This window comes from Methylophilus glucosoxydans (assembly GCF_042676145.1).
GTDB classification, from domain to species: Bacteria; Pseudomonadota; Gammaproteobacteria; order Burkholderiales; family Methylophilaceae; genus Methylophilus; species Methylophilus glucosoxydans.
Genome location: NZ_JBHTJW010000003.1, coordinates 142,838 through 158,982, shown reverse-complemented (window position 1 = coordinate 158,982; position 16,145 = coordinate 142,838). Strand labels below are relative to the sequence as shown.

Genomic DNA, 16,145 nt, shown 5'->3' with positions numbered 1-16,145 from the left:
CAGGATTAGAGATAAATGGCCGCACCGGCGCCGACATTGATGGAGGCGTCCTTGGCGGTTTTGACGATAAAGGCAATCTGGTCTTCAGTGAGCCCGCCATGAAAAGGCAGTGCAATGGCGCGGTCTGCCACTTTTTCGGTGACCAGCAAATGCCCCTTGCGCATGCCGTAGTGCTCGACATAGGCACGTTGCAAATGCAGGGGTCTGCAGTAGGCTGCGGCCTCCACCAGTTCGGTGGACATGTCTTCGACCATGGCATCACGGCTACTGGCTGAAAAACGGGTGCCCAGATGCACGCAGTACAGCATCCAGTGCACCTCATCGACGCCGGGGGCGATATAAGGCGGCTTGATGCCTTCAAAACTGGAGATCTGTGCCTGATACCAGGCTTCGACCAGTTTGCGTTTGGCCAGTATCTCCGGCAGGCGTTGCAGCTGAATCAGCCCCAATGCAGCCGTGAGCTCGCTGATACCGGCATCCAGCGGTGGCCGCAGGCTGGCACTGAGCGAGGCCTGGTCGTCATGGCCATGCTGGCGATAATGCCTGAGCTTGAGCGCCAGCGTGTCATCATCGGTGACGATCATAGCGGCCTTGCCGCAACACAGGGCAGACGGCTGGCTGAAATCAAACACCGCCGCATCGCCAAAGCTGCCGGTGAGCTGGCCCTGGTAACGCGAGCCGATAGATTCGCTGGCATCTTCTATCAGCAACCATTGCTGGGCACGTGCCAGGGTGCGCAAAGCCTGCCAGTCTGCCGGATGACCATTGGTATTATTCACCAGCAGGGCCTTGACCCTGGCCTGTGGTGCCCGCTGCAAGGCAGCTTCAATCTTGTCTGCTGCCAGGGTTTGCGACCAGTAATCGATCTCGCTCAACACCGGTTGCGCCCCGCTCCAGTGGATGGCATGCGCCAGATGACGCCAGCTATACGAGGGCGCAATGACGCTGTCGCCACTGCCTATGCCAGCGGCCCGCAGCACCAGCAGGCAGGCAATGGTACTGCTGCTGACGGCAATGGCATGCTTGCGTCCCAGCCAGCTGGCAAAAGCCTGTTCAAACGCCGGGACAAGCGGACCTGTACTTTGTGCATTGCGCTGCAAGACCATGGCCATCGCAGCAGCTTCGGCTTCACCATAATCGGCGCTGCTCAAGGTGATGGCACTGCCCGCATAATCCTGGTCGGCCATGTCAGGCATCCCGCTGGGTGAGTACGATGCCGGTGGCATGCTCGAGCTGACGGGTCAGTTTGACACAGTGCTCGCGGGTATCCAGCAAATACAGGTTGAAATCACTCAGGCGACAGTATGGCGCTTCATCCATATCGCGCTCGGCCATGCGCAGAAAGCTGATGTCCGGATAGCATTCGCGCAACATGGTCAACGGGTTGCTGGTCACGGTACGAAAATCGCCCAGCGCCGTCACAATCTCGTTCAGGGTTTGTTCAGCAATACACATCCTGTTCTCCTTTACTCACCGATGCGTTTCGCTTCTACCGTCACCGGCAGGCGGGTATCGGCGGCCATTTCCGGCAAACTCAGCAGCCAGCCATTGGCCAGCTTGACGCTGCCGCCCCACAACTCAGGCTTTTCCTGTTCGACAATCGGCTCTTCCAGATCTTTTTTCGGGACATAGAGCGACAAGCCCTGTTCGGTACGGCGTATCATCACTTTCATCGAGTTTCCTTTCAAATGAGGTTAGGCGGCCTGTTGCAGTTGCAACTGTCTGACGCTGGTGACCACAGCCGCCAGTAACTGCTGCATGTCTGCGGCGGTATGGTGTATGCCCAGCGAAAAACGCAATGAGCACAAGGCTTGTTGCTCGCTGCGGCCCATGGCCAGCAGCACATGCGAAGGCTGATTGCCGCCTGCGCTACAGGCACTGCCACGCGAGGCAAGCACACCCTGTTTTTCCAGTCGCAACAGCAAGGCCTCGCCATTGAGGTCTGTACTCGAGTCCGCACTTAACCCTGCAAAACACAGATGGCTGGTATTGGCCACCCTGGGGCCGCCGCCATTGACCTCGACGGCGGGCAGTGCCTGCAGCACGGCCTGTTCAAACTGGTCACGCAAGGCCGCCATGCGGCTGGCATGGGTGGCAAGGTCTCCGCCCAGCACATCGCAGGCGGTGGCCAGCCCGACAATACCGGGCAGGTTTTCGGTGCCACCGCGGCGGTGACGTTCCTGATTGCCCCACAGCATGGGTTGCAGACTCAGGCCTTTTTTCACATAGAGCACACCTGTGCCTTTGGCGGCATACAGTTTGTGCGCAGAAAACCCGAGCAAATCACAGCCCAGCGCCGCCATATTGAGTGGCAGTTTGCCCGCACTTTGTGCCGCATCCACATGCATGAGCGCGCCATGGCGGTGGGCGATCTCGGCCGCTTCAGCCACTGGGAAAATCACCCCGGTTTCATGGTTGGCATGCATGAGGCTGACCAGAGCAGTGTGCGGCCCCACCGCTGCCAGCAACTCCGGCATGGACAATTGTCCCTGTGCATCAACGCCAATTTCCACCACTTCCACGCCCTGTTTTGCCAGCTGTGCCAGAAGTAATCGGGTGGAGGTATGCTCCACTGCACTGGTGACAATCTGCCGCCGCTCGGGCCGGGCGGCCAAAGCCGCCAGGATGGCCAGATGGTTGGATTCGGTGGCGCCACTGGTAAACACCACCTCGGCCGGGTTGGACTGCAAAAAAGCCGCCACACTGGCACGCGCATTCACCAGTGCCTCGCGCGCTTGGCGCCCCAGCGGATGACTGCTGGACGGGTTGCCATAGTGCGTACTCAGCCAGGGCAGCATGGCCTCCACCACTTGCGGTAGCGGCTGCGTGGTTGCGTTATGGTCCAGATATAGCCATTTCATCGCCAGAACTCCCGATTCACATCTGCAATCAGCACATCCAGCAAGCTGGACAAACTGTGAAACTCCGCATGCGCGCGCCAGCATTGCCTGACATCATCCTTGCGATACAGGCGCCAGAAATCACCGGACTGGTATTCAATGCGGGCAATATCAATCTCGCCGCCCTGCGGGTCTACTGTGCGCGAACAGCACGGACTGCGCACCAGATAACCGTCGGTACAGGGCGTGACCGTGGCCGCCACGTATTTGTAGCGGCTGCGCCCAGCGAGCAGTTTTTCGATACGCAGACGGTCCACCGCGTTGGGGTGTGGACACAGAGAGGTGACCGGCATTGCCATCACTGTGTGCAGGCCCCTTACACCGGGGCCAGCTCCTCTTCGAGCACGCCGATGACCTTGCCATCGGCAAACTCCACCAAGTAGACCGGGATGCCACTGTCTTCGACCATGCCAACATTGACCACCTCGCCACGCGCCCCGGCCTCGGCCAGCAAGGCGGCTTCGGCGAGGTCGGGATAACTGCCATCATTGAGCAAGTCCACCAGAGTCACCACTGGCTGCCCCCACTGAAAGCGCGGTGTACGCGGCTCCCTGAGATTAAACCCGGCGAGACTGGCGCCTGCGTTTACGACTTCAGTCATGTTGATGCCTCCTCTGTCTGTTGCGCGGCCTCATCGGCCAGCAGGTCTTCATCGTCATCTTCTGGCGCATCCGCTTCCAGCTCCTTGCCACGCATGCCGACGCGGTAACCCAGCTCGTAAAAATCCACACCATAGATATAAAACTGCTGCAAAAACGTGCCTATGCTGGTGACATAGCCGACATCGCCTTTTTTCACCAGAATCTCGCCCACTTCCTTGCCAGGGAAAGTGCCATCGTTGCGCACATATTTTTTTGAGCGCACCTTTTGCCCATAGTCAAACCGGGGCGGATTCACCAGTTCGACCACATCACTGTCACGTACGATATTGGTCGCCATGGACACTCTCCTTAGGTTCATTCGGGTGGGACGGGACAGGGGCTTGCAGATGCGGATGTAACCTGGCGACAGCTGCCATCGCCACCGCTTCGTCGCTATCGCGGCTCATGTCTGCTAAAAACTCGGGCGCAATGCGCAACACCACTTCAAAACGGATGCGCCAGTCAGCATCCAGGCGGAATGCAGGCAACATCGCGACCGGCAAGCGGCGAATGGCCGTCAAACGGACTTCCTGCGCACTATCATTTGCCAGTAAAGGCAGCCAGTCCATGCCGATACGTTCCGCCACTTCGCGGCGTACCGAGGCATCGGCATCGTGCATCAGATAAAACAGCTGTGTGGGGGCAATGCGGCGTGCCACGATCACACGCACGTAATAATCGCTGTCATACAACAGACTGCCCAGTTCAGATTCGGGTAAGCGCAAAGCCACCCGGATGCGAACTTCACGGTCAGGGTCATAGATGAGTTTGTGCAACAAATGTGACGGCAAGCGCAAAGCAACGCTGGCACGTACGGTTTCATCCATATCACTGACCAGGCGGTTCAGGTGAAAAACATCCAGAAACTTGGCCGCCACTGCCCGCACTTCAAAATAGGGGTGGTCAATATAGCGCACGGCCAATGCCGGATGCTGGCTAAAAAAACGGTCTATGCGCTTGGCATAACGGTCATGCACACAACTGCGCATCAACTGGCATAGCCCCTGCGCATTTAATTCCGCATGCTCACAGGAGGAACATGACAAGGCGTTACCCTGCCAGTCAACCGCAGGCAAATCACTGTCCATCCAGTGTCTTTCTGCCTGCAAGCGATCCATAGATCCGGGCTCAATCATCCTCAGCCTCCCGGTCTGCCCGATCCAGCACATCCAGTAGCAACTGACCGCCCACTTTGTTGGCCGGATCCAGCTGCATCAGTTTTTCTGCCGCCTCCCGTCCAGCCTGCAACCGCTGTAGCCGCATCAGCAAATAGGCATAAGCCTTGAGACAAAATAGATAAAAGCGGTGGGCGGGTTCATCACTTTCAAACTGACCATGTTGCGGACTGACAAGCCGCCAACTGAGCGGAAAACCGAGCTCCAACGCCGTCATTGCCATACATTGCTCGGCCACCCGCAACGCCTCCTGCAACCGGGCCTGATAGAAATAAAAACGGTATTCCGCTACCTTGACGGCAGGATTGTGGGGCGCCATCATGCGCGCCATGACCAGATGCGTTTCGGCCCGGCTGCTGTCGGCATAGTGAATGCTGGCCAATCGGAGTTGCTCGCTAGCCACAGCAGGCAAGGCGCGGTAGCGCTCGGCAAACCAGCTGTTTTCCAGCACTTCCGGTTTAAAGTCAGCATCCATAGCCGCACCCTACCCGCTGACAATCCTCAGGATTTCCGCTGGATACTGGAGATACTGACCGTCGCCGAGCCACCATGGCTGGCATGGTCGCCATGACCACCGCCACTGCTGCCGCAACCGCAACTGCCGCTGTTGGGGGTGAGAAAGGTCAGGCCAGACTCCATCGGGCTATCCATAAAGTCCACCACGGCACCATCCAGTAACATGCGCGATTCAGCGGGTAAAAACAGGCGTACGCCGCTGGCCTCAACAATGGCATCCCCGACAAAAGGCGCGGCCTCCACACTAAACTCAGAGCTCAGGCCAGAACAGCCACCAGGGCTAACTACCAGCCGAAAACCGTGCTGGTCTGTGCCGCCGTTAAAACGAATCATGCGGCTGATAAACTTTTCTGCCTTGGGGGTGATCGTCAGTTCCATATCGGTTCTCCGTTTATGCCTGATAACGCGGATAGGCATTATCAATAATGCAGGTGTTGTCTACCGGGCACGCAGCCACACACTGTGCTTCGTCAAAATGGCCGATACACTCGGTACATTTTTCCGGCTTGATCATGAACACGCCATTTTTTTCATAAATGGCCTGGTTAGGGCATTCCGGCTCACAGGCAGAACAGCCTGTACATTGCGAAGTAACAATTTTGTATGCCATGTGAGGTCTCCTTTAGGTGATGGCTCAGGCTGCCTTGAAGGCGCCCTGTCGAATCGCGGCATCGCCGCGCGGGATATGGGTAATTTCGCCGCTGGCGACGCGGGCTCTGTACCCGGCAAACCAGCCCAAAGCGGCTTTTTCGATAAACTCATGGGCGTACTCCTCCACCGGCTCTATGCCTGCCGCCAGCAACTCATCGCGTGGGCAAGCACCGATTTTGGAAACCAGCACGGCATGGCAATCGTTGATGGCATTGACGATGGAGGGCAATTGCTCATCCTCGCCATAGCCGCCCTGGCAATACAAATCCACCCGGCGGTGACCAACAAAGGTGGTCGAGCTGGCAGTCAGTTCATAAATCTGGAATTCATCGGCATGACCAAAATGCTGGTTGACCTTGCCGCCACCGGTCGTAGCCACTGCCACCAGCACTTTCATGCCATCATCAGCGCCCTGCTCGGACAGCGCTGTTTGCTTGGCGGCGTGCTGGGCCTGACGCTCGGCTTCGACTTGTTCCTGGTAAGCGCGGCGTTTCTCGATGTCATACACCACGTCCATCTGCTCGATCTGGTCCAAGGTAAACTCATCGCTGCGATCCTCACCCAGCAGGCCCACCGCATCGGCACGGCACTGACGGCAATGCCGCATCAGGTTGGCGCCGCCCATGCAGGCATCCTGCACATCCTTGAGCTCCTGCGCAGTGGGCCCACGCTGACCATTGAGGCCAAAGTAAGTGCCATGCTCAGCCTCTGAGATCAGCGGCATGATGTTATGCAAGAAAGCACCACGCGCTTTCACCGCACGGTTCACCTCATACAGGTGCTCATCGTTGATGCCGGGAATCAGCACCGAGTTGATTTTGGTGAGAATGCCACGCGCAGTCAGCATCTCCAGCCCCAGCATTTGCCGCTCGGTCAGAATCTCGGCGGCTTCGCGGCCGTAAATGCGTTTGTGGTTGTAAAAAATCCAGGGATAAATCTGGGCACCCACATCCGGGTCTACCATATTGATGGTGATGGTGACGTGGTCCACGTTGTATTTGGCAATTTCGTCCACATAGTCCGGCAACGCCAGCCCGTTGGTTGAAAGGCACAACTTGATATCAGGCGCCTGCTCCTGCAACTGGCGGAAGGTCTCAAAGGTCTTGGCCGGGTTCGCCAATGCATCCCCAGGCCCGGCAATGCCCAGCACCGTCATTTGCGGAATTTCGCTCGCCACCGCCAGCACTTTTTTCACTGCCTGGTCCGGCGTCAGCTTTTGCGACACCACACCGGGGCGGGATTCGTTAGAACAGTCATACTTGCGGTTGCAATAGTTACACTGGATATTGCAAGCCGGTGCCACCGCCACGTGCATGCGCGCATAATGGTGATGCGCCTCCTCGGAATAGCACGGGTGATTTTTAACCTTGTCCCAGATTTCCGCAGGCATATCCCCCTGACCATCGGAGGAACCGCAACTGGCTTTACCTTCGCCACCAGTCGTACTACAACCGGAAGCCGCCTGACCAGCCACTTCCACCTTAATACCGGGTAAGGGACGCAAGCGACTTGTGCTCGCTGGGCTTTCTGCCGAAATTGCCATTGCATGCTCCTCAATATGAATTTACAAGGAGTATTGCAATTCGCATGCCATCTGACAGATAAAAAATAATCCATTAAAAATCAATGGATTAAATGGGTGATTACATGAATTTCGGATTGTCAGCTATATGACAAAGAGGAAAGAGGATTGTCGGATTGCTAACAGCGGTTGAGATAGAAAATGATTCTAGTTGACCGCTATTGCGTCTTTTCGCGGCTATGGCATCATTCACTTGTAACGTTCCAAGCTGGGAGCAAACCTATGTGTAAAGCTTCATACGCAACCGCAGGTGAAATATTGCTTGAAGAGTTTCTAAAACCTTATAGCATTACCCCATATCGCCTGGCAAAAGACATTGGTGTTTCGCAAGCGCGCATTGCCGAAATTATTGCTGCCAAACGCGCAATTACCGTTGATACAGGCTTACGTTTATCCAAATACTTTGGATTAAACGATGCCTTTTGGACTGGCTTACAAATGGATTATGAAACCGCAACCCAAAAGGAGCGGATGGCAGAGATTCTTACTAAAATAAAACCTTTGGACCAAAGAGCTGCTTAGAAAACTTCAATCTCACAGTGCCCCCAAGTTATTGTGGAAAACGCTGTATTGGTATTTAGTGTAATGTCGAAAAACCTCATATAGACCGTAGTAACCTTTACTAATCTTACCGTCGTAAATATAGATTCATAACAATGAGTTCAGATCTTGAAAAACAGTTGATTGAACAACAAATTGAATTGTACTTTCCTGGCGCGCATCCTCGCGCTATCGCATGGCGAACTCATTTAATCTCAGTATGTAAGCAGTTTATTGATTCCGGTTTGGCGGATTCACAATTTGTGCGGGAGTTAACTTCGAGCATAAAGCAAAATTTCTGGGCTCGTTTATCTGAAGCATTAATTGCCCGTCGTCTAAAAGGACTTATATTTAATCAGAGAACGAATGTAGGAGAAGGACCAGACTTTTTGCTAATGCATGACAATAGAAAAGTTTGGATTGAGGCCATATGCCCTGAACCAATAAACGTTCCCGAAAAATGGCTTTCCTCATCAGCAGAAAGTGGAGTCGTTGCTTTCCCTCATCGCGAAATCCTTCTTCGCTGGACAGGCGCCATTCAAAAAAAAGCTGAGGCATTAATGGGAAATGGGATGACAAAAAAGGGATATCTGGAGTCTGGTTTAGTAGGAGCCAACGATGCATATATTATTGCCGTGAATGGTTGTCAACTTCGCTCAGGCCCGTTTCCAGCTTTGTTTGGAATCAGCCAATCTCCATTTGCAGTAGAAGCTGTATTCCCAATTGGCCCCTATGAAATTAGACTAGATAAAATATCCGGAGAAGTTTTAGGGGGCCAACATCAGCATCGCCCCGAGTTTCCAAATCACAATAATTCTCCTATATCCACCACAATGTTTACCGATCCAAAATTCCAGTACATTAGTGCTATCTGGGCACTTGATCTCAATGGAGGTGAGTCCATTGGCAATGCTGAGCCAACGGCACTGATACACAATCCTTTAGCACGGAATCCAATCCCATTAGGATTATTGCCTGCAGACGAGGAGTTTGTTGCGCATAAGCAAGAAGATGGGTTTGAGCTTTCTAAAACACTAGGGAAACCTGCACCTGTCTGGCTTTAAATTTATTTACTCAATGGCAAACCGCCTAAAACCGCTTCACCTCAATATTGTATTTCTTCAGCGCATACCCCATCTGCCTTGGTGTCAGATTAAGCAAACGTGCGGCTTTGGCTTGTACCCAGCCACTTTTTTCCATGGCTTGCACCAGTTGTTCACGCTCGGTCAGAGGCATTTCTTCAGCCGCCTCTTGTGGTGGTAACTCGACTGGGGGCGGTGGGCTGGCCGGGCTGACATTGACTGGCGCAATGGGAATCACGGTGCCTTGGGCCTGGTATTTCCACAGTGTGGAGGACAGGCAGTGGTTGGTCTGGCAAGGGATATCCACCTCGCGTATCAAATTGCTGCGCGCCATGGTGGCAAAGCGTTCAACGCAGTTTTCCAGCTCGCGCACATTGCCCGGCCAGTGACAGTTGCTGAGTACGTTCATGGCTTCTGGGGTGATGCTGACACGGGCACTGTTTTCTTTGTTGAATTTGCCGAGGAAGTTCTCGACTAGCAAGGGGATATCATCGCGTCGCTCGCGCAGGGCTGGCAGCGAGATGGAAATCACGTTGATGCGGAAATAAAGGTCGGATCGAAACTCGCCTTTGTTGACGGCTTCTTCCAGATTGCGGTTGGTGGCACAAATCAGGCGCACATCGACCTTGATGGTTTTGTTGCCGCCAACGCGTTCCAGCTCACGCTCCTGTAATACGCGTAACAATTTGACCTGAAAAGCCGCCGAGGTGTCGCCAATTTCATCCAGAAACAGTGTGCCGCCATGCGCCTGTTCAAAGCGCCCTTTGCGCTCCTGCATGGCGCCGGTAAAGGCGCCTTTTTCGTGGCCAAACAGTTCGGATTCGAGCAGGCTCTCAGTCAAGGCTGCACAGTTGACCTTGATAAATGGTTTGTCCTTGCGTGAAGACAAAAAGTGTATGGCACGCGCAATCACCTCCTTGCCTGTGCCAGACTCACCGCGCAGCAAGACGGTGCTGTTACCAGGCGCTGCCATATGCACATCGGCAAATACCTCGCGCATGCGTTTGGATTGGCCGATGACATTGCCTATGCTGTATTTGCCTGCCAGCTCTTTCTGCAAGCGCTGACGCTCCTGCATCAGTTGTTCGCGATCACTGGTCACCTGCTGGTTTAACAGAATCGTCTGTCCGATCAGATTGGCGACCATGGTCAACAACTGCAAATCTTCTTCAAACAGGCCATGCTTGTCTTCTGCAAAGCGCTCAAAACTGAGCACGCCTATGGTTTCACGCCCGGTTTTAATCGGCACACCGAGATAGGCGACGGTCATGCCTTCCACCGAGCGGTGCGCACCAGTTCGATTCAAAAATAATGGCTCTTGCACCAGGTCAGGAATCACCGCAGGCATCCCCATCTGGCAGATTCTGCCGGTCACGCCCTCTCCAACCCTGAAACGCGCCCGCGCCACCTCCTCTTTACTAAAGCCTACTGAGGCGAGTACCTGCAAACTGTCGCCATCGTCGCGCACATAGACCATGCCACGCTGCATGCCCAAGTGGTTGGCGACCAGGTTCACCACCTGTCGCAGCGTTTTCTGCAGGTCTAGCGAGGAGCTGAGTATCTTGCCTATCTCATAAATTGTGACCAGTGCCACGTGGCTGGAATCCGACAAGTTCGCCATCATACCCACCTGAAAAATGAAGAGTTAAGCTGAATTCAGCAATTTTCATGCCGGGGTACATGATCATTGAAGCTGATATATACGAATGGTGCAAAACCCGGATAAAAACGGGGTTCACGGCTATTTGACCAAGAGGTTTTACATAATTAAATAGTCTCAGCCACTGTTACAACCTGTTGCAGGTGAACTGCCTACCTGCACAATGCAACAACCCTTACAACAATATCTCTGCTTTGTTTGTCGCATTCACGACAAACACGACAAGCCTCCATTGTTAGCTTGGTCATGAATTCAATAAATTAACATATAAATCAAAAGGTTAAATCAATCCAGCCCGGCATGGCACAGAGCTTGCTCAAGCTAGCCTGAACCCACCTTTTGTCAGGTTGATTGTATGAAACCGATATACCTTGATTACTCTGCTACGACGCCCGTCGATCCACGCGTGGCGGAAAAAATGATTCCCTACCTCACCGAGCTGTTTGGTAATCCGGCGTCGCGCAGCCATCCTTATGGCTGGGAAGCTGAAGCCGCTGTGGAAGAAGCACGTGAACAGGTCGCCGCCCTGGTCAATGCCGACCCGCGAGAGATCGTCTGGACTTCTGGCGCCACCGAATCCAACAACCTCGCCATCAAGGGCGCAGCGCAGTTTTATGCCAGCGGCAAGGGCAAGCACATCATTACCATGACCACCGAACACAAGGCGGTGCTGGATACCGTGCGCGAACTGGAACGCCAGGGCTTTAGCGCCACCTACTTATCACCACTGGAAAACGGCCTGGTCGATCTGGAAGCCTTCAAGGCAGCGATCCGGCCAGATACCGTGCTGGCCTCTGTCATGCTGGTCAACAACGAAATCGGCGTGATCCAGGACATCGCCACGCTGGGCGCAATTTGCCGTGAAAACAATGTGATTTTTCATGTGGATGCAGCCCAGGCCACCGGCAAGGTGGTGATAGACCTCAAAGCGCTGCCTGTCGATTTGATGAGTTTTTCCGCGCATAAAACCTATGGTCCCAAAGGCATAGGCGCGCTCTTTGTCAGCCGCAAGCCAAGGATACGCCTTGAGGCCCAAATGCATGGCGGTGGGCATGAGCGCGGTTTCCGTTCCGGCACCTTGCCGGTACACCAAATTGTCGGCATGGGCGAAGCCTTCCGCATTGCCAGGGCTGAAATGGCAGAAGAAAACGCCCGCGTCCGCTTGCTGCGTGACCGCCTTTGGGCAGGCCTGTCACAGATTGAGGAGTCTTACCTCAATGGCGATTTACAGCAGCGTGTGCCGCATAACCTCAATGTCAGCTTTAACTACGTTGAGGGTGAGTCGCTGATGATGGCGATCAAGGAACTGGCTGTGTCTAGCGGCTCCGCCTGTACCTCGGCCAGCCTGGAGCCTTCGTATGTGTTGCGCGCCATTGGCCGCGAAGACGAACTGGCGCATAGCTCTATCCGCTTTTCGATTGGCCGGTATACCACCGAGCAGGACGTGGACTTTGCCATTGCGCTCATCGGCGCCAAGATCGGCAAACTGCGCGAACTCTCGCCGCTGTGGGAGATGGTGAAGTCCGGCATTGATTTATCTTCCGTGAGCTGGGTGCACGGCACCGAATCGCACCGCGAACCCAGCGCGGCGGCTATTTAAGGAGACACATATGGCTTATAGCAACAAGGTCATCGACCATTATGAAAACCCGCGCAATGTTGGCAGTTTTGACCAGAATGCCGAGGATGTGGGCACAGGCATGGTCGGCGCACCGGCCTGCGGCGACGTCATGAAGCTGCAAATCAAGGTCAATGCCGAGGGGGTAATTGAGGATGCCAAATTCAAAACCTATGGCTGTGGCTCGGCGATTGCCTCGTCGTCGCTGGTGACCGAGATGCTCAAGGGAAAAACCCTGGATCAGGCCATGGACATCAAGAACAGCCATATTGCCGATGAGCTGGCCTTGCCACCGGTAAAAATCCACTGTTCGGTATTGGCCGAAGATGCCATCCGCGCCGCCATTTCCGATTATCGCAACAAAAACGGGCTGGAACAGGGCGAGTACGACGCCTGCCAGCCCCACGCCTAGGAGCCTGACATGACTGAAGCCGTTTTGAGTGACGACATTTTATCGACCCCGATTATTTTTACCGACAATGCCGCCGGCAAGGTGAGCGAAATGCTGGCCGAAGAAGGTGACCCCAGCCTCAAGCTGCGTGTGTACGTGACCGGTGGCGGCTGTTCCGGTTTTCAGTACAGCTTTGCCTTTGATGACCAGGTCGCCGAAGACGACATGGTGGTAGAAAAAGCCGGGGTGTCGCTGCTGGTAGATGCCATGAGCTTTCAATACATGATGGGCGCCACCATAGACTACCAGGAAGGCCTGGAAGGCGCGCGCTTTGTCATTACCAACCCTAACGCCACCTCCACCTGTGGGTGTGGCAGCTCGTTCTCGGTATAAACCACTGGAGTCGAACATGACTGTTACCCTTACCCCCAGCGCCGCCGGGCGTGTACAAAAATTCCTGGAAAGCCGCGGCAAGGGCCTCGGCTTGCGCGTCGGTGTTAAAACTTCGGGCTGCTCCGGCATGGCCTACACGCTGGAATTTGTGGATGAAGCGCGTGAAGAAGACCAGATTTTTGAAAGCCATGGCATCAAGGTGCTGGTAGACCCAACCAGCCTGGTCTATCTCGATGGCACCGAACTGGACTACACCAAAGAAGGCCTCAACGAAGGCTTTAAGTTTAGCAACCCCAATGCCAAGGCCAACTGTGGCTGCGGCGAGAGTTTCAGCGTTTAAGTTTCACAGCGGGGCATGCCCGCGCAGCGTATTCTGAGGAGTGACTATGGCACTGTTGCAAATTGCAGAACCGGGGCAAAGTGCAGCGCCCCACCAGCACAGACTGGCCGTCGGCATAGATCTCGGCACCACCAACTCGCTGGTGGCCACCGTGCGCAGTGGCGAATGTGTGGCACTGGCCGATGACCATGGTCGCCACCTGCTGCCTTCGGTGGTGCGCTATCAGGTGGCTGAGACCACCGTGGGCTGGGAGGCCAAGTTTGCCGCCGCCAGTGACCCGCGCAACACCATCGTCTCGGTCAAGCGTCTGATGGGACGCGGCCTGCAAGACATACAACACCTGGGGCAGTTGCCTTATCGCCTGGTAGACAGCCCGGGCATGGTCAAACTGGAGACCGTGGCCGGGGTGCGCAGCCCGGTCGAAATTTCTGCCGACATCCTCAAAGTGTTGCGTGCACGCGCCGAACACAGCCTGGGCGGTGAACTCACCGGCGCCGTGATTACTGTCCCTGCCTATTTTGACGATGCCCAGCGTCAGGCCACCAAGGACGCCGCCACACTGGCCGGTATCAATGTCTTGCGCCTGCTTAACGAGCCGACTGCCGCCGCCATTGCTTACGGGCTGGATAACGCCGCTGAAGGCGTGTATTGCGTCTACGACCTCGGTGGCGGCACCTTTGATTTTTCTATCCTGCGCTTGAACCGTGGCGTATTTGAGGTACTGGCCACCAGTGGTGATTCAGCCCTGGGCGGCGATGATTTTGACCTCGCCATCTACCAGTGGCTGTGTAGCACATTGCAATTGCACACGTTAGACGCTGCTGACATGCGCAGCCTGCTCAATGAATGCCGTCAGGCCAAAGAGCGCCTGACCAGCCAGGGCAGCACCGAACTCCGTTGCAGCCTGTCCAGCCACGGCGACATCCACGCCATCCTCAGCCGCGAACTGTTTTTTGAGCTGAGCCAGCCTCTGCTGGCCAAAACCTTTAGTCCGGTGCGCCGTGCACTGCGTGATGCAGGCTTGCAAACAAACGACATTCAGGGTGTGGTGCTGGTCGGTGGCGCCACCCGCATGCCGCAACTGCGGCAAGCCGTGGCCGATTTTTTCAAACAGCCACCGCTCACCAACCTCGACCCCGACCAGGTGGTGGCGCTAGGTGCCGCCATGCAAGCCAATGCGCTGGCAGGCAACCGCTCAGACCAGGAATGGCTGCTGCTGGATGTCATCCCGCTGTCGCTGGGCATGGAAACCATGGGCGGCCTCAGCGAAAAAATCATCCCGCGCAACGCCACCCTGCCCACGGCACGCGCGCAGGATTTCACCACCTTTAAAGACGGCCAGACCGCCATGAGCTTTCATGTGGTTCAGGGCGAACGCGAACTGGTGGCCGAATGCCGCTCGCTGGCCCGCTTCGAACTGCGCGGCATCCCGCCCATGGTAGCCGGCGCCGCCCGTATCCGCGTCACCTTCCAGGTCGATGCCGACGGCCTGCTCTCGGTCTCTGCCATAGAGCAAACCAGCGGCGTCGCTGCGCAAATCAGCATCAAGCCCTCCTACGGCCTGAGCGAAGACGAGATCACCCGCCTGCTGCGTGCGGGTGTCGATCACGCCGAACACGACAAGCGCATGCGCGCCTTGCGCGAAGCCCAGGTGGAAGCCAGACGCTTGCTGGACGCCACCGAAACCGCCATGGCCGAAGACGGCCACAACCTGCTCAGCAAAGCAGAATGGGACCATATCTGGCAACATATTTACGCGCTGGCGGAAACCCTGATCATGGGTGACAGCAACAAAGTCGAAGACCTACGCCATGCCACCGAAGCCCTCAACAATGCCTCCGCCAGCTTTGCCGCACGCCGCATGGACCAAAGCATACAGCAGGCACTCACAGGCCAGCATCTGGAAAGCCTGACCGTATGACCCAACTCACCATCCTCCCCCACCCCGAACTCTGCCCGCAAGGTATGCAGATTGAAGCCAAACCAGGCAAAGTGTTGTGCGACACCCTGCTCAATGCAGGCATCGCACTTGAACATGCCTGCGACGGCGTGTGTGCCTGTAGCACCTGCCATGTGATCATCCAGCAGGGTAATGCCAGCCTGGCAGCTGCCAGTGATGAGGAAGAAGACCAGTTGGATAAAGCCTGGGGATTAACGCCGCAATCCAGACTGGCTTGCCAGGTGAAAATAGGCAGTGAAGCGTTGACGATTGCTTTGCCGAAATACAGTTTGAATCATGCCAGAGAGATGGATTGAGGACTTTTGCTGTTTAAGCTGGATGACGGTGTAAAAACGTTATTCTGCTGACTGTTTAATTGATTATCGTAGCTTTAGGGAGGCATGGATGCCCACGCGGATGATTGATTTTTGTTTGCAATGTTCTTTTTCGCCTCTAGGCGAGTCACTTTCTGGTGCTTGTCCCCCAGAAAGTAACCAAAGAGGACGACACCCAGCCATCACGGCCTTCGGCTCCCTTGCGTTGCTCAACAAAGTAAGCGGTCACGAAACTCGACCTGGCAGCTCACATAAAACGTGAGCTGCTGCGGGACTCAGACAGTCGCTCCCTTCTTCCTTACTTTGTTTCCGCTACTCAGCGCGATGGAATGGGATTTATCTCACCAAACTCGCATCGTTGAAGTTTGAACCGTTGAAAAAC

At 55.3% G+C, this 16,145-nt stretch carries 21 protein-coding genes; 8 read left to right on the top strand and 13 right to left on the bottom strand.

All coding sequences use genetic code 11. The features are described 5' to 3' along the window. Positions 1 to 5: 5 nt before the first annotated feature. Genes ACFQ1T_RS12555 through nifB form a run of 12 tightly spaced genes read right to left on the bottom strand, consistent with a single transcriptional unit; the run spans position 6 to position 7,426 of the window. Positions 6 to 1,187: a DegT/DnrJ/EryC1/StrS family aminotransferase gene (locus ACFQ1T_RS12555; protein ID WP_379077276.1), complete on the bottom strand. Its 1,182-nt coding sequence runs from the start codon at positions 1,185 to 1,187 to the stop codon at positions 6 to 8. 1 nt (position 1,188) lies between these two features. Next, positions 1,189 to 1,455, bottom strand: a complete 267-nt coding sequence (locus ACFQ1T_RS12550) for a hypothetical protein (RefSeq protein ID WP_194747268.1) — start codon at positions 1,453 to 1,455, stop codon at positions 1,189 to 1,191. An 11-nt stretch (positions 1,456 to 1,466) separates the two neighbouring features. After that, positions 1,467 to 1,673, bottom strand: a complete 207-nt coding sequence (nifT, locus tag ACFQ1T_RS12545; RefSeq protein WP_194747269.1) for a putative nitrogen fixation protein NifT — start codon at positions 1,671 to 1,673, stop codon at positions 1,467 to 1,469. Between the two features lie 21 nt (positions 1,674 to 1,694). Further along, positions 1,695 to 2,861 carry a cysteine desulfurase family protein gene (locus ACFQ1T_RS12540; protein ID WP_379077272.1) on the bottom strand — a complete coding sequence of 389 codons (1,167 nt, stop codon included), beginning with the start codon at positions 2,859 to 2,861 and terminating at the stop codon, positions 1,695 to 1,697. After that, positions 2,858 to 3,199 carry a DUF3024 domain-containing protein gene (locus ACFQ1T_RS12535; protein WP_194747271.1) on the bottom strand — a complete coding sequence of 114 codons (342 nt, stop codon included), beginning with the start codon at positions 3,197 to 3,199 and terminating at the stop codon, positions 2,858 to 2,860. Before ACFQ1T_RS12535 ends, ACFQ1T_RS12540 begins: the two co-directional genes overlap by 4 nt. Before the next feature lie 17 nt (positions 3,200 to 3,216). Then, entirely contained in the window at positions 3,217 to 3,501 is a 285-nt protein-coding gene (locus ACFQ1T_RS12530; protein WP_194747272.1) for a nitrogen fixation protein NifZ, read from the bottom strand. Beyond that, complete coding sequence (locus tag ACFQ1T_RS12525) at positions 3,498 to 3,839, bottom strand: nitrogen fixation protein NifZ (protein WP_194747273.1); 342 nt, start codon at positions 3,837 to 3,839, stop codon at positions 3,498 to 3,500. Before ACFQ1T_RS12525 ends, ACFQ1T_RS12530 begins: the two co-directional genes overlap by 4 nt. Continuing rightward, positions 3,817 to 4,677, bottom strand: a complete 861-nt coding sequence (locus ACFQ1T_RS12520) for a 4Fe4S-binding leucine-rich repeat protein (RefSeq protein WP_379077268.1) — start codon at positions 4,675 to 4,677, stop codon at positions 3,817 to 3,819. The genes ACFQ1T_RS12525 and ACFQ1T_RS12520 overlap by 23 nt, the downstream gene beginning before the upstream one ends. Beyond that, complete coding sequence (locus ACFQ1T_RS12515) at positions 4,670 to 5,191, bottom strand: hypothetical protein (RefSeq protein ID WP_194747274.1); 522 nt, start codon at positions 5,189 to 5,191, stop codon at positions 4,670 to 4,672. The genes ACFQ1T_RS12520 and ACFQ1T_RS12515 overlap by 8 nt, the downstream gene beginning before the upstream one ends. A gap of 26 nt (positions 5,192 to 5,217) precedes the next feature. Beyond that, positions 5,218 to 5,610 carry a HesB/IscA family protein gene (locus tag ACFQ1T_RS12510; protein WP_379077265.1) on the bottom strand — a complete coding sequence of 131 codons (393 nt, stop codon included), beginning with the start codon at positions 5,608 to 5,610 and terminating at the stop codon, positions 5,218 to 5,220. Between the two features lie 13 nt (positions 5,611 to 5,623). Continuing rightward, positions 5,624 to 5,842, bottom strand: coding sequence for a 4Fe-4S binding protein (locus ACFQ1T_RS12505; protein ID WP_194747276.1), 219 nt, complete (start codon positions 5,840 to 5,842; stop codon positions 5,624 to 5,626). 24 nt (positions 5,843 to 5,866) lie between these two features. Further along, positions 5,867 to 7,426: a nitrogenase cofactor biosynthesis protein NifB gene (gene nifB / locus ACFQ1T_RS12500; RefSeq protein WP_379077261.1), complete on the bottom strand. Its 1,560-nt coding sequence runs from the start codon at positions 7,424 to 7,426 to the stop codon at positions 5,867 to 5,869. Positions 7,427 to 7,687: 261 nt separating this feature from the next. Between nifB and ACFQ1T_RS12495 the strand changes: the two genes are divergently transcribed. After that, on the top strand, positions 7,688 to 7,987 hold the full coding sequence (locus ACFQ1T_RS12495; RefSeq protein ID WP_379077258.1) for a HigA family addiction module antitoxin: 300 nt from the start codon (positions 7,688 to 7,690) through the stop codon (positions 7,985 to 7,987). A 134-nt stretch (positions 7,988 to 8,121) separates the two neighbouring features. Then, complete coding sequence (locus ACFQ1T_RS12490; RefSeq protein WP_379077255.1) at positions 8,122 to 9,069, top strand: hypothetical protein; 948 nt, start codon at positions 8,122 to 8,124, stop codon at positions 9,067 to 9,069. A gap of 25 nt (positions 9,070 to 9,094) precedes the next feature. Here ACFQ1T_RS12490 and nifA read toward each other — a convergent pair whose 3' ends face one another. Beyond that, a complete protein-coding gene (gene nifA, locus ACFQ1T_RS12485) occupies positions 9,095 to 10,708 on the bottom strand; it encodes a nif-specific transcriptional activator NifA (protein WP_379077252.1) in 1,614 nt (537 codons plus the stop codon). 394 nt (positions 10,709 to 11,102) lie between these two features. Between nifA and ACFQ1T_RS12480 the strand changes: the two genes are divergently transcribed. From ACFQ1T_RS12480 to fdx, 6 genes are read left to right on the top strand one after another with little or no spacing between them, the layout of a single operon-like run. Beyond that, positions 11,103 to 12,347, top strand: coding sequence for an IscS subfamily cysteine desulfurase (locus tag ACFQ1T_RS12480; protein WP_379077250.1), 1,245 nt, complete (start codon positions 11,103 to 11,105; stop codon positions 12,345 to 12,347). A 10-nt stretch (positions 12,348 to 12,357) separates the two neighbouring features. Beyond that, complete coding sequence (gene iscU, locus ACFQ1T_RS12475) at positions 12,358 to 12,777, top strand: Fe-S cluster assembly scaffold IscU (RefSeq protein WP_379077247.1); 420 nt, start codon at positions 12,358 to 12,360, stop codon at positions 12,775 to 12,777. 9 nt (positions 12,778 to 12,786) lie between these two features. Continuing rightward, positions 12,787 to 13,149, top strand: a complete 363-nt coding sequence (gene erpA, locus ACFQ1T_RS12470; RefSeq protein WP_194747283.1) for an iron-sulfur cluster insertion protein ErpA — start codon at positions 12,787 to 12,789, stop codon at positions 13,147 to 13,149. A gap of 16 nt (positions 13,150 to 13,165) precedes the next feature. Further along, a complete protein-coding gene (gene iscA / locus ACFQ1T_RS12465) occupies positions 13,166 to 13,489 on the top strand; it encodes an iron-sulfur cluster assembly protein IscA (RefSeq protein ID WP_275357062.1) in 324 nt (107 codons plus the stop codon). Between the two features lie 46 nt (positions 13,490 to 13,535). Continuing rightward, positions 13,536 to 15,410, top strand: coding sequence for a Fe-S protein assembly chaperone HscA (hscA, locus tag ACFQ1T_RS12460; RefSeq protein ID WP_379077243.1), 1,875 nt, complete (start codon positions 13,536 to 13,538; stop codon positions 15,408 to 15,410). After that, on the top strand, positions 15,407 to 15,745 hold the full coding sequence (gene fdx / locus ACFQ1T_RS12455; protein WP_379077240.1) for an ISC system 2Fe-2S type ferredoxin: 339 nt from the start codon (positions 15,407 to 15,409) through the stop codon (positions 15,743 to 15,745). Before hscA ends, fdx begins: the two co-directional genes overlap by 4 nt. The last annotated feature ends 400 nt before the right edge of the window (positions 15,746 to 16,145 follow it).

Excerpts from the sequence above, each read along its gene's own strand:
- ACFQ1T_RS12510 (WP_379077265.1), bottom strand. The coding sequence starts at position 5,610 with ATGGAACTGACGATCACCCCCAAGGCAGAAAAGTTTATCAGCCGCATG.
- ACFQ1T_RS12525 (WP_194747273.1), bottom strand. The coding sequence starts at position 3,839 with ATGGCGACCAATATCGTACGTGACAGTGATGTGGTCGAACTGGTGAAT.
- ACFQ1T_RS12505 (WP_194747276.1), bottom strand. The coding sequence starts at position 5,842 with ATGGCATACAAAATTGTTACTTCGCAATGTACAGGCTGTTCTGCCTGT.
- erpA (WP_194747283.1), top strand. The coding sequence starts at position 12,787 with ATGACTGAAGCCGTTTTGAGTGACGACATTTTATCGACCCCGATTATT.
- ACFQ1T_RS12480 (WP_379077250.1), top strand. The coding sequence starts at position 11,103 with ATGAAACCGATATACCTTGATTACTCTGCTACGACGCCCGTCGATCCA.
- iscU (WP_379077247.1), top strand. The coding sequence starts at position 12,358 with ATGGCTTATAGCAACAAGGTCATCGACCATTATGAAAACCCGCGCAAT.
- iscA (WP_275357062.1), top strand. The coding sequence starts at position 13,166 with ATGACTGTTACCCTTACCCCCAGCGCCGCCGGGCGTGTACAAAAATTC.
- hscA (WP_379077243.1), top strand. The coding sequence starts at position 13,536 with ATGGCACTGTTGCAAATTGCAGAACCGGGGCAAAGTGCAGCGCCCCAC.
- ACFQ1T_RS12520 (WP_379077268.1), bottom strand. The coding sequence starts at position 4,677 with ATGATTGAGCCCGGATCTATGGATCGCTTGCAGGCAGAAAGACACTGG.
- nifT (WP_194747269.1), bottom strand. The coding sequence starts at position 1,673 with ATGAAAGTGATGATACGCCGTACCGAACAGGGCTTGTCGCTCTATGTC.
- ACFQ1T_RS12490 (WP_379077255.1), top strand. The coding sequence starts at position 8,122 with ATGAGTTCAGATCTTGAAAAACAGTTGATTGAACAACAAATTGAATTG.
- ACFQ1T_RS12540 (WP_379077272.1), bottom strand. The coding sequence starts at position 2,861 with ATGAAATGGCTATATCTGGACCATAACGCAACCACGCAGCCGCTACCG.
- ACFQ1T_RS12550 (WP_194747268.1), bottom strand. The coding sequence starts at position 1,455 with ATGTGTATTGCTGAACAAACCCTGAACGAGATTGTGACGGCGCTGGGC.
- nifA (WP_379077252.1), bottom strand. The coding sequence starts at position 10,708 with ATGGCGAACTTGTCGGATTCCAGCCACGTGGCACTGGTCACAATTTAT.
- nifB (WP_379077261.1), bottom strand. The coding sequence starts at position 7,426 with ATGGCAATTTCGGCAGAAAGCCCAGCGAGCACAAGTCGCTTGCGTCCC.
- ACFQ1T_RS12495 (WP_379077258.1), top strand. The coding sequence starts at position 7,688 with ATGTGTAAAGCTTCATACGCAACCGCAGGTGAAATATTGCTTGAAGAG.
- ACFQ1T_RS12530 (WP_194747272.1), bottom strand. The coding sequence starts at position 3,501 with ATGACTGAAGTCGTAAACGCAGGCGCCAGTCTCGCCGGGTTTAATCTC.
- ACFQ1T_RS12515 (WP_194747274.1), bottom strand. The coding sequence starts at position 5,191 with ATGGATGCTGACTTTAAACCGGAAGTGCTGGAAAACAGCTGGTTTGCC.
- fdx (WP_379077240.1), top strand. The coding sequence starts at position 15,407 with ATGACCCAACTCACCATCCTCCCCCACCCCGAACTCTGCCCGCAAGGT.
- ACFQ1T_RS12555 (WP_379077276.1), bottom strand. The coding sequence starts at position 1,187 with ATGGCCGACCAGGATTATGCGGGCAGTGCCATCACCTTGAGCAGCGCC.
- ACFQ1T_RS12535 (WP_194747271.1), bottom strand. The coding sequence starts at position 3,199 with ATGGCAATGCCGGTCACCTCTCTGTGTCCACACCCCAACGCGGTGGAC.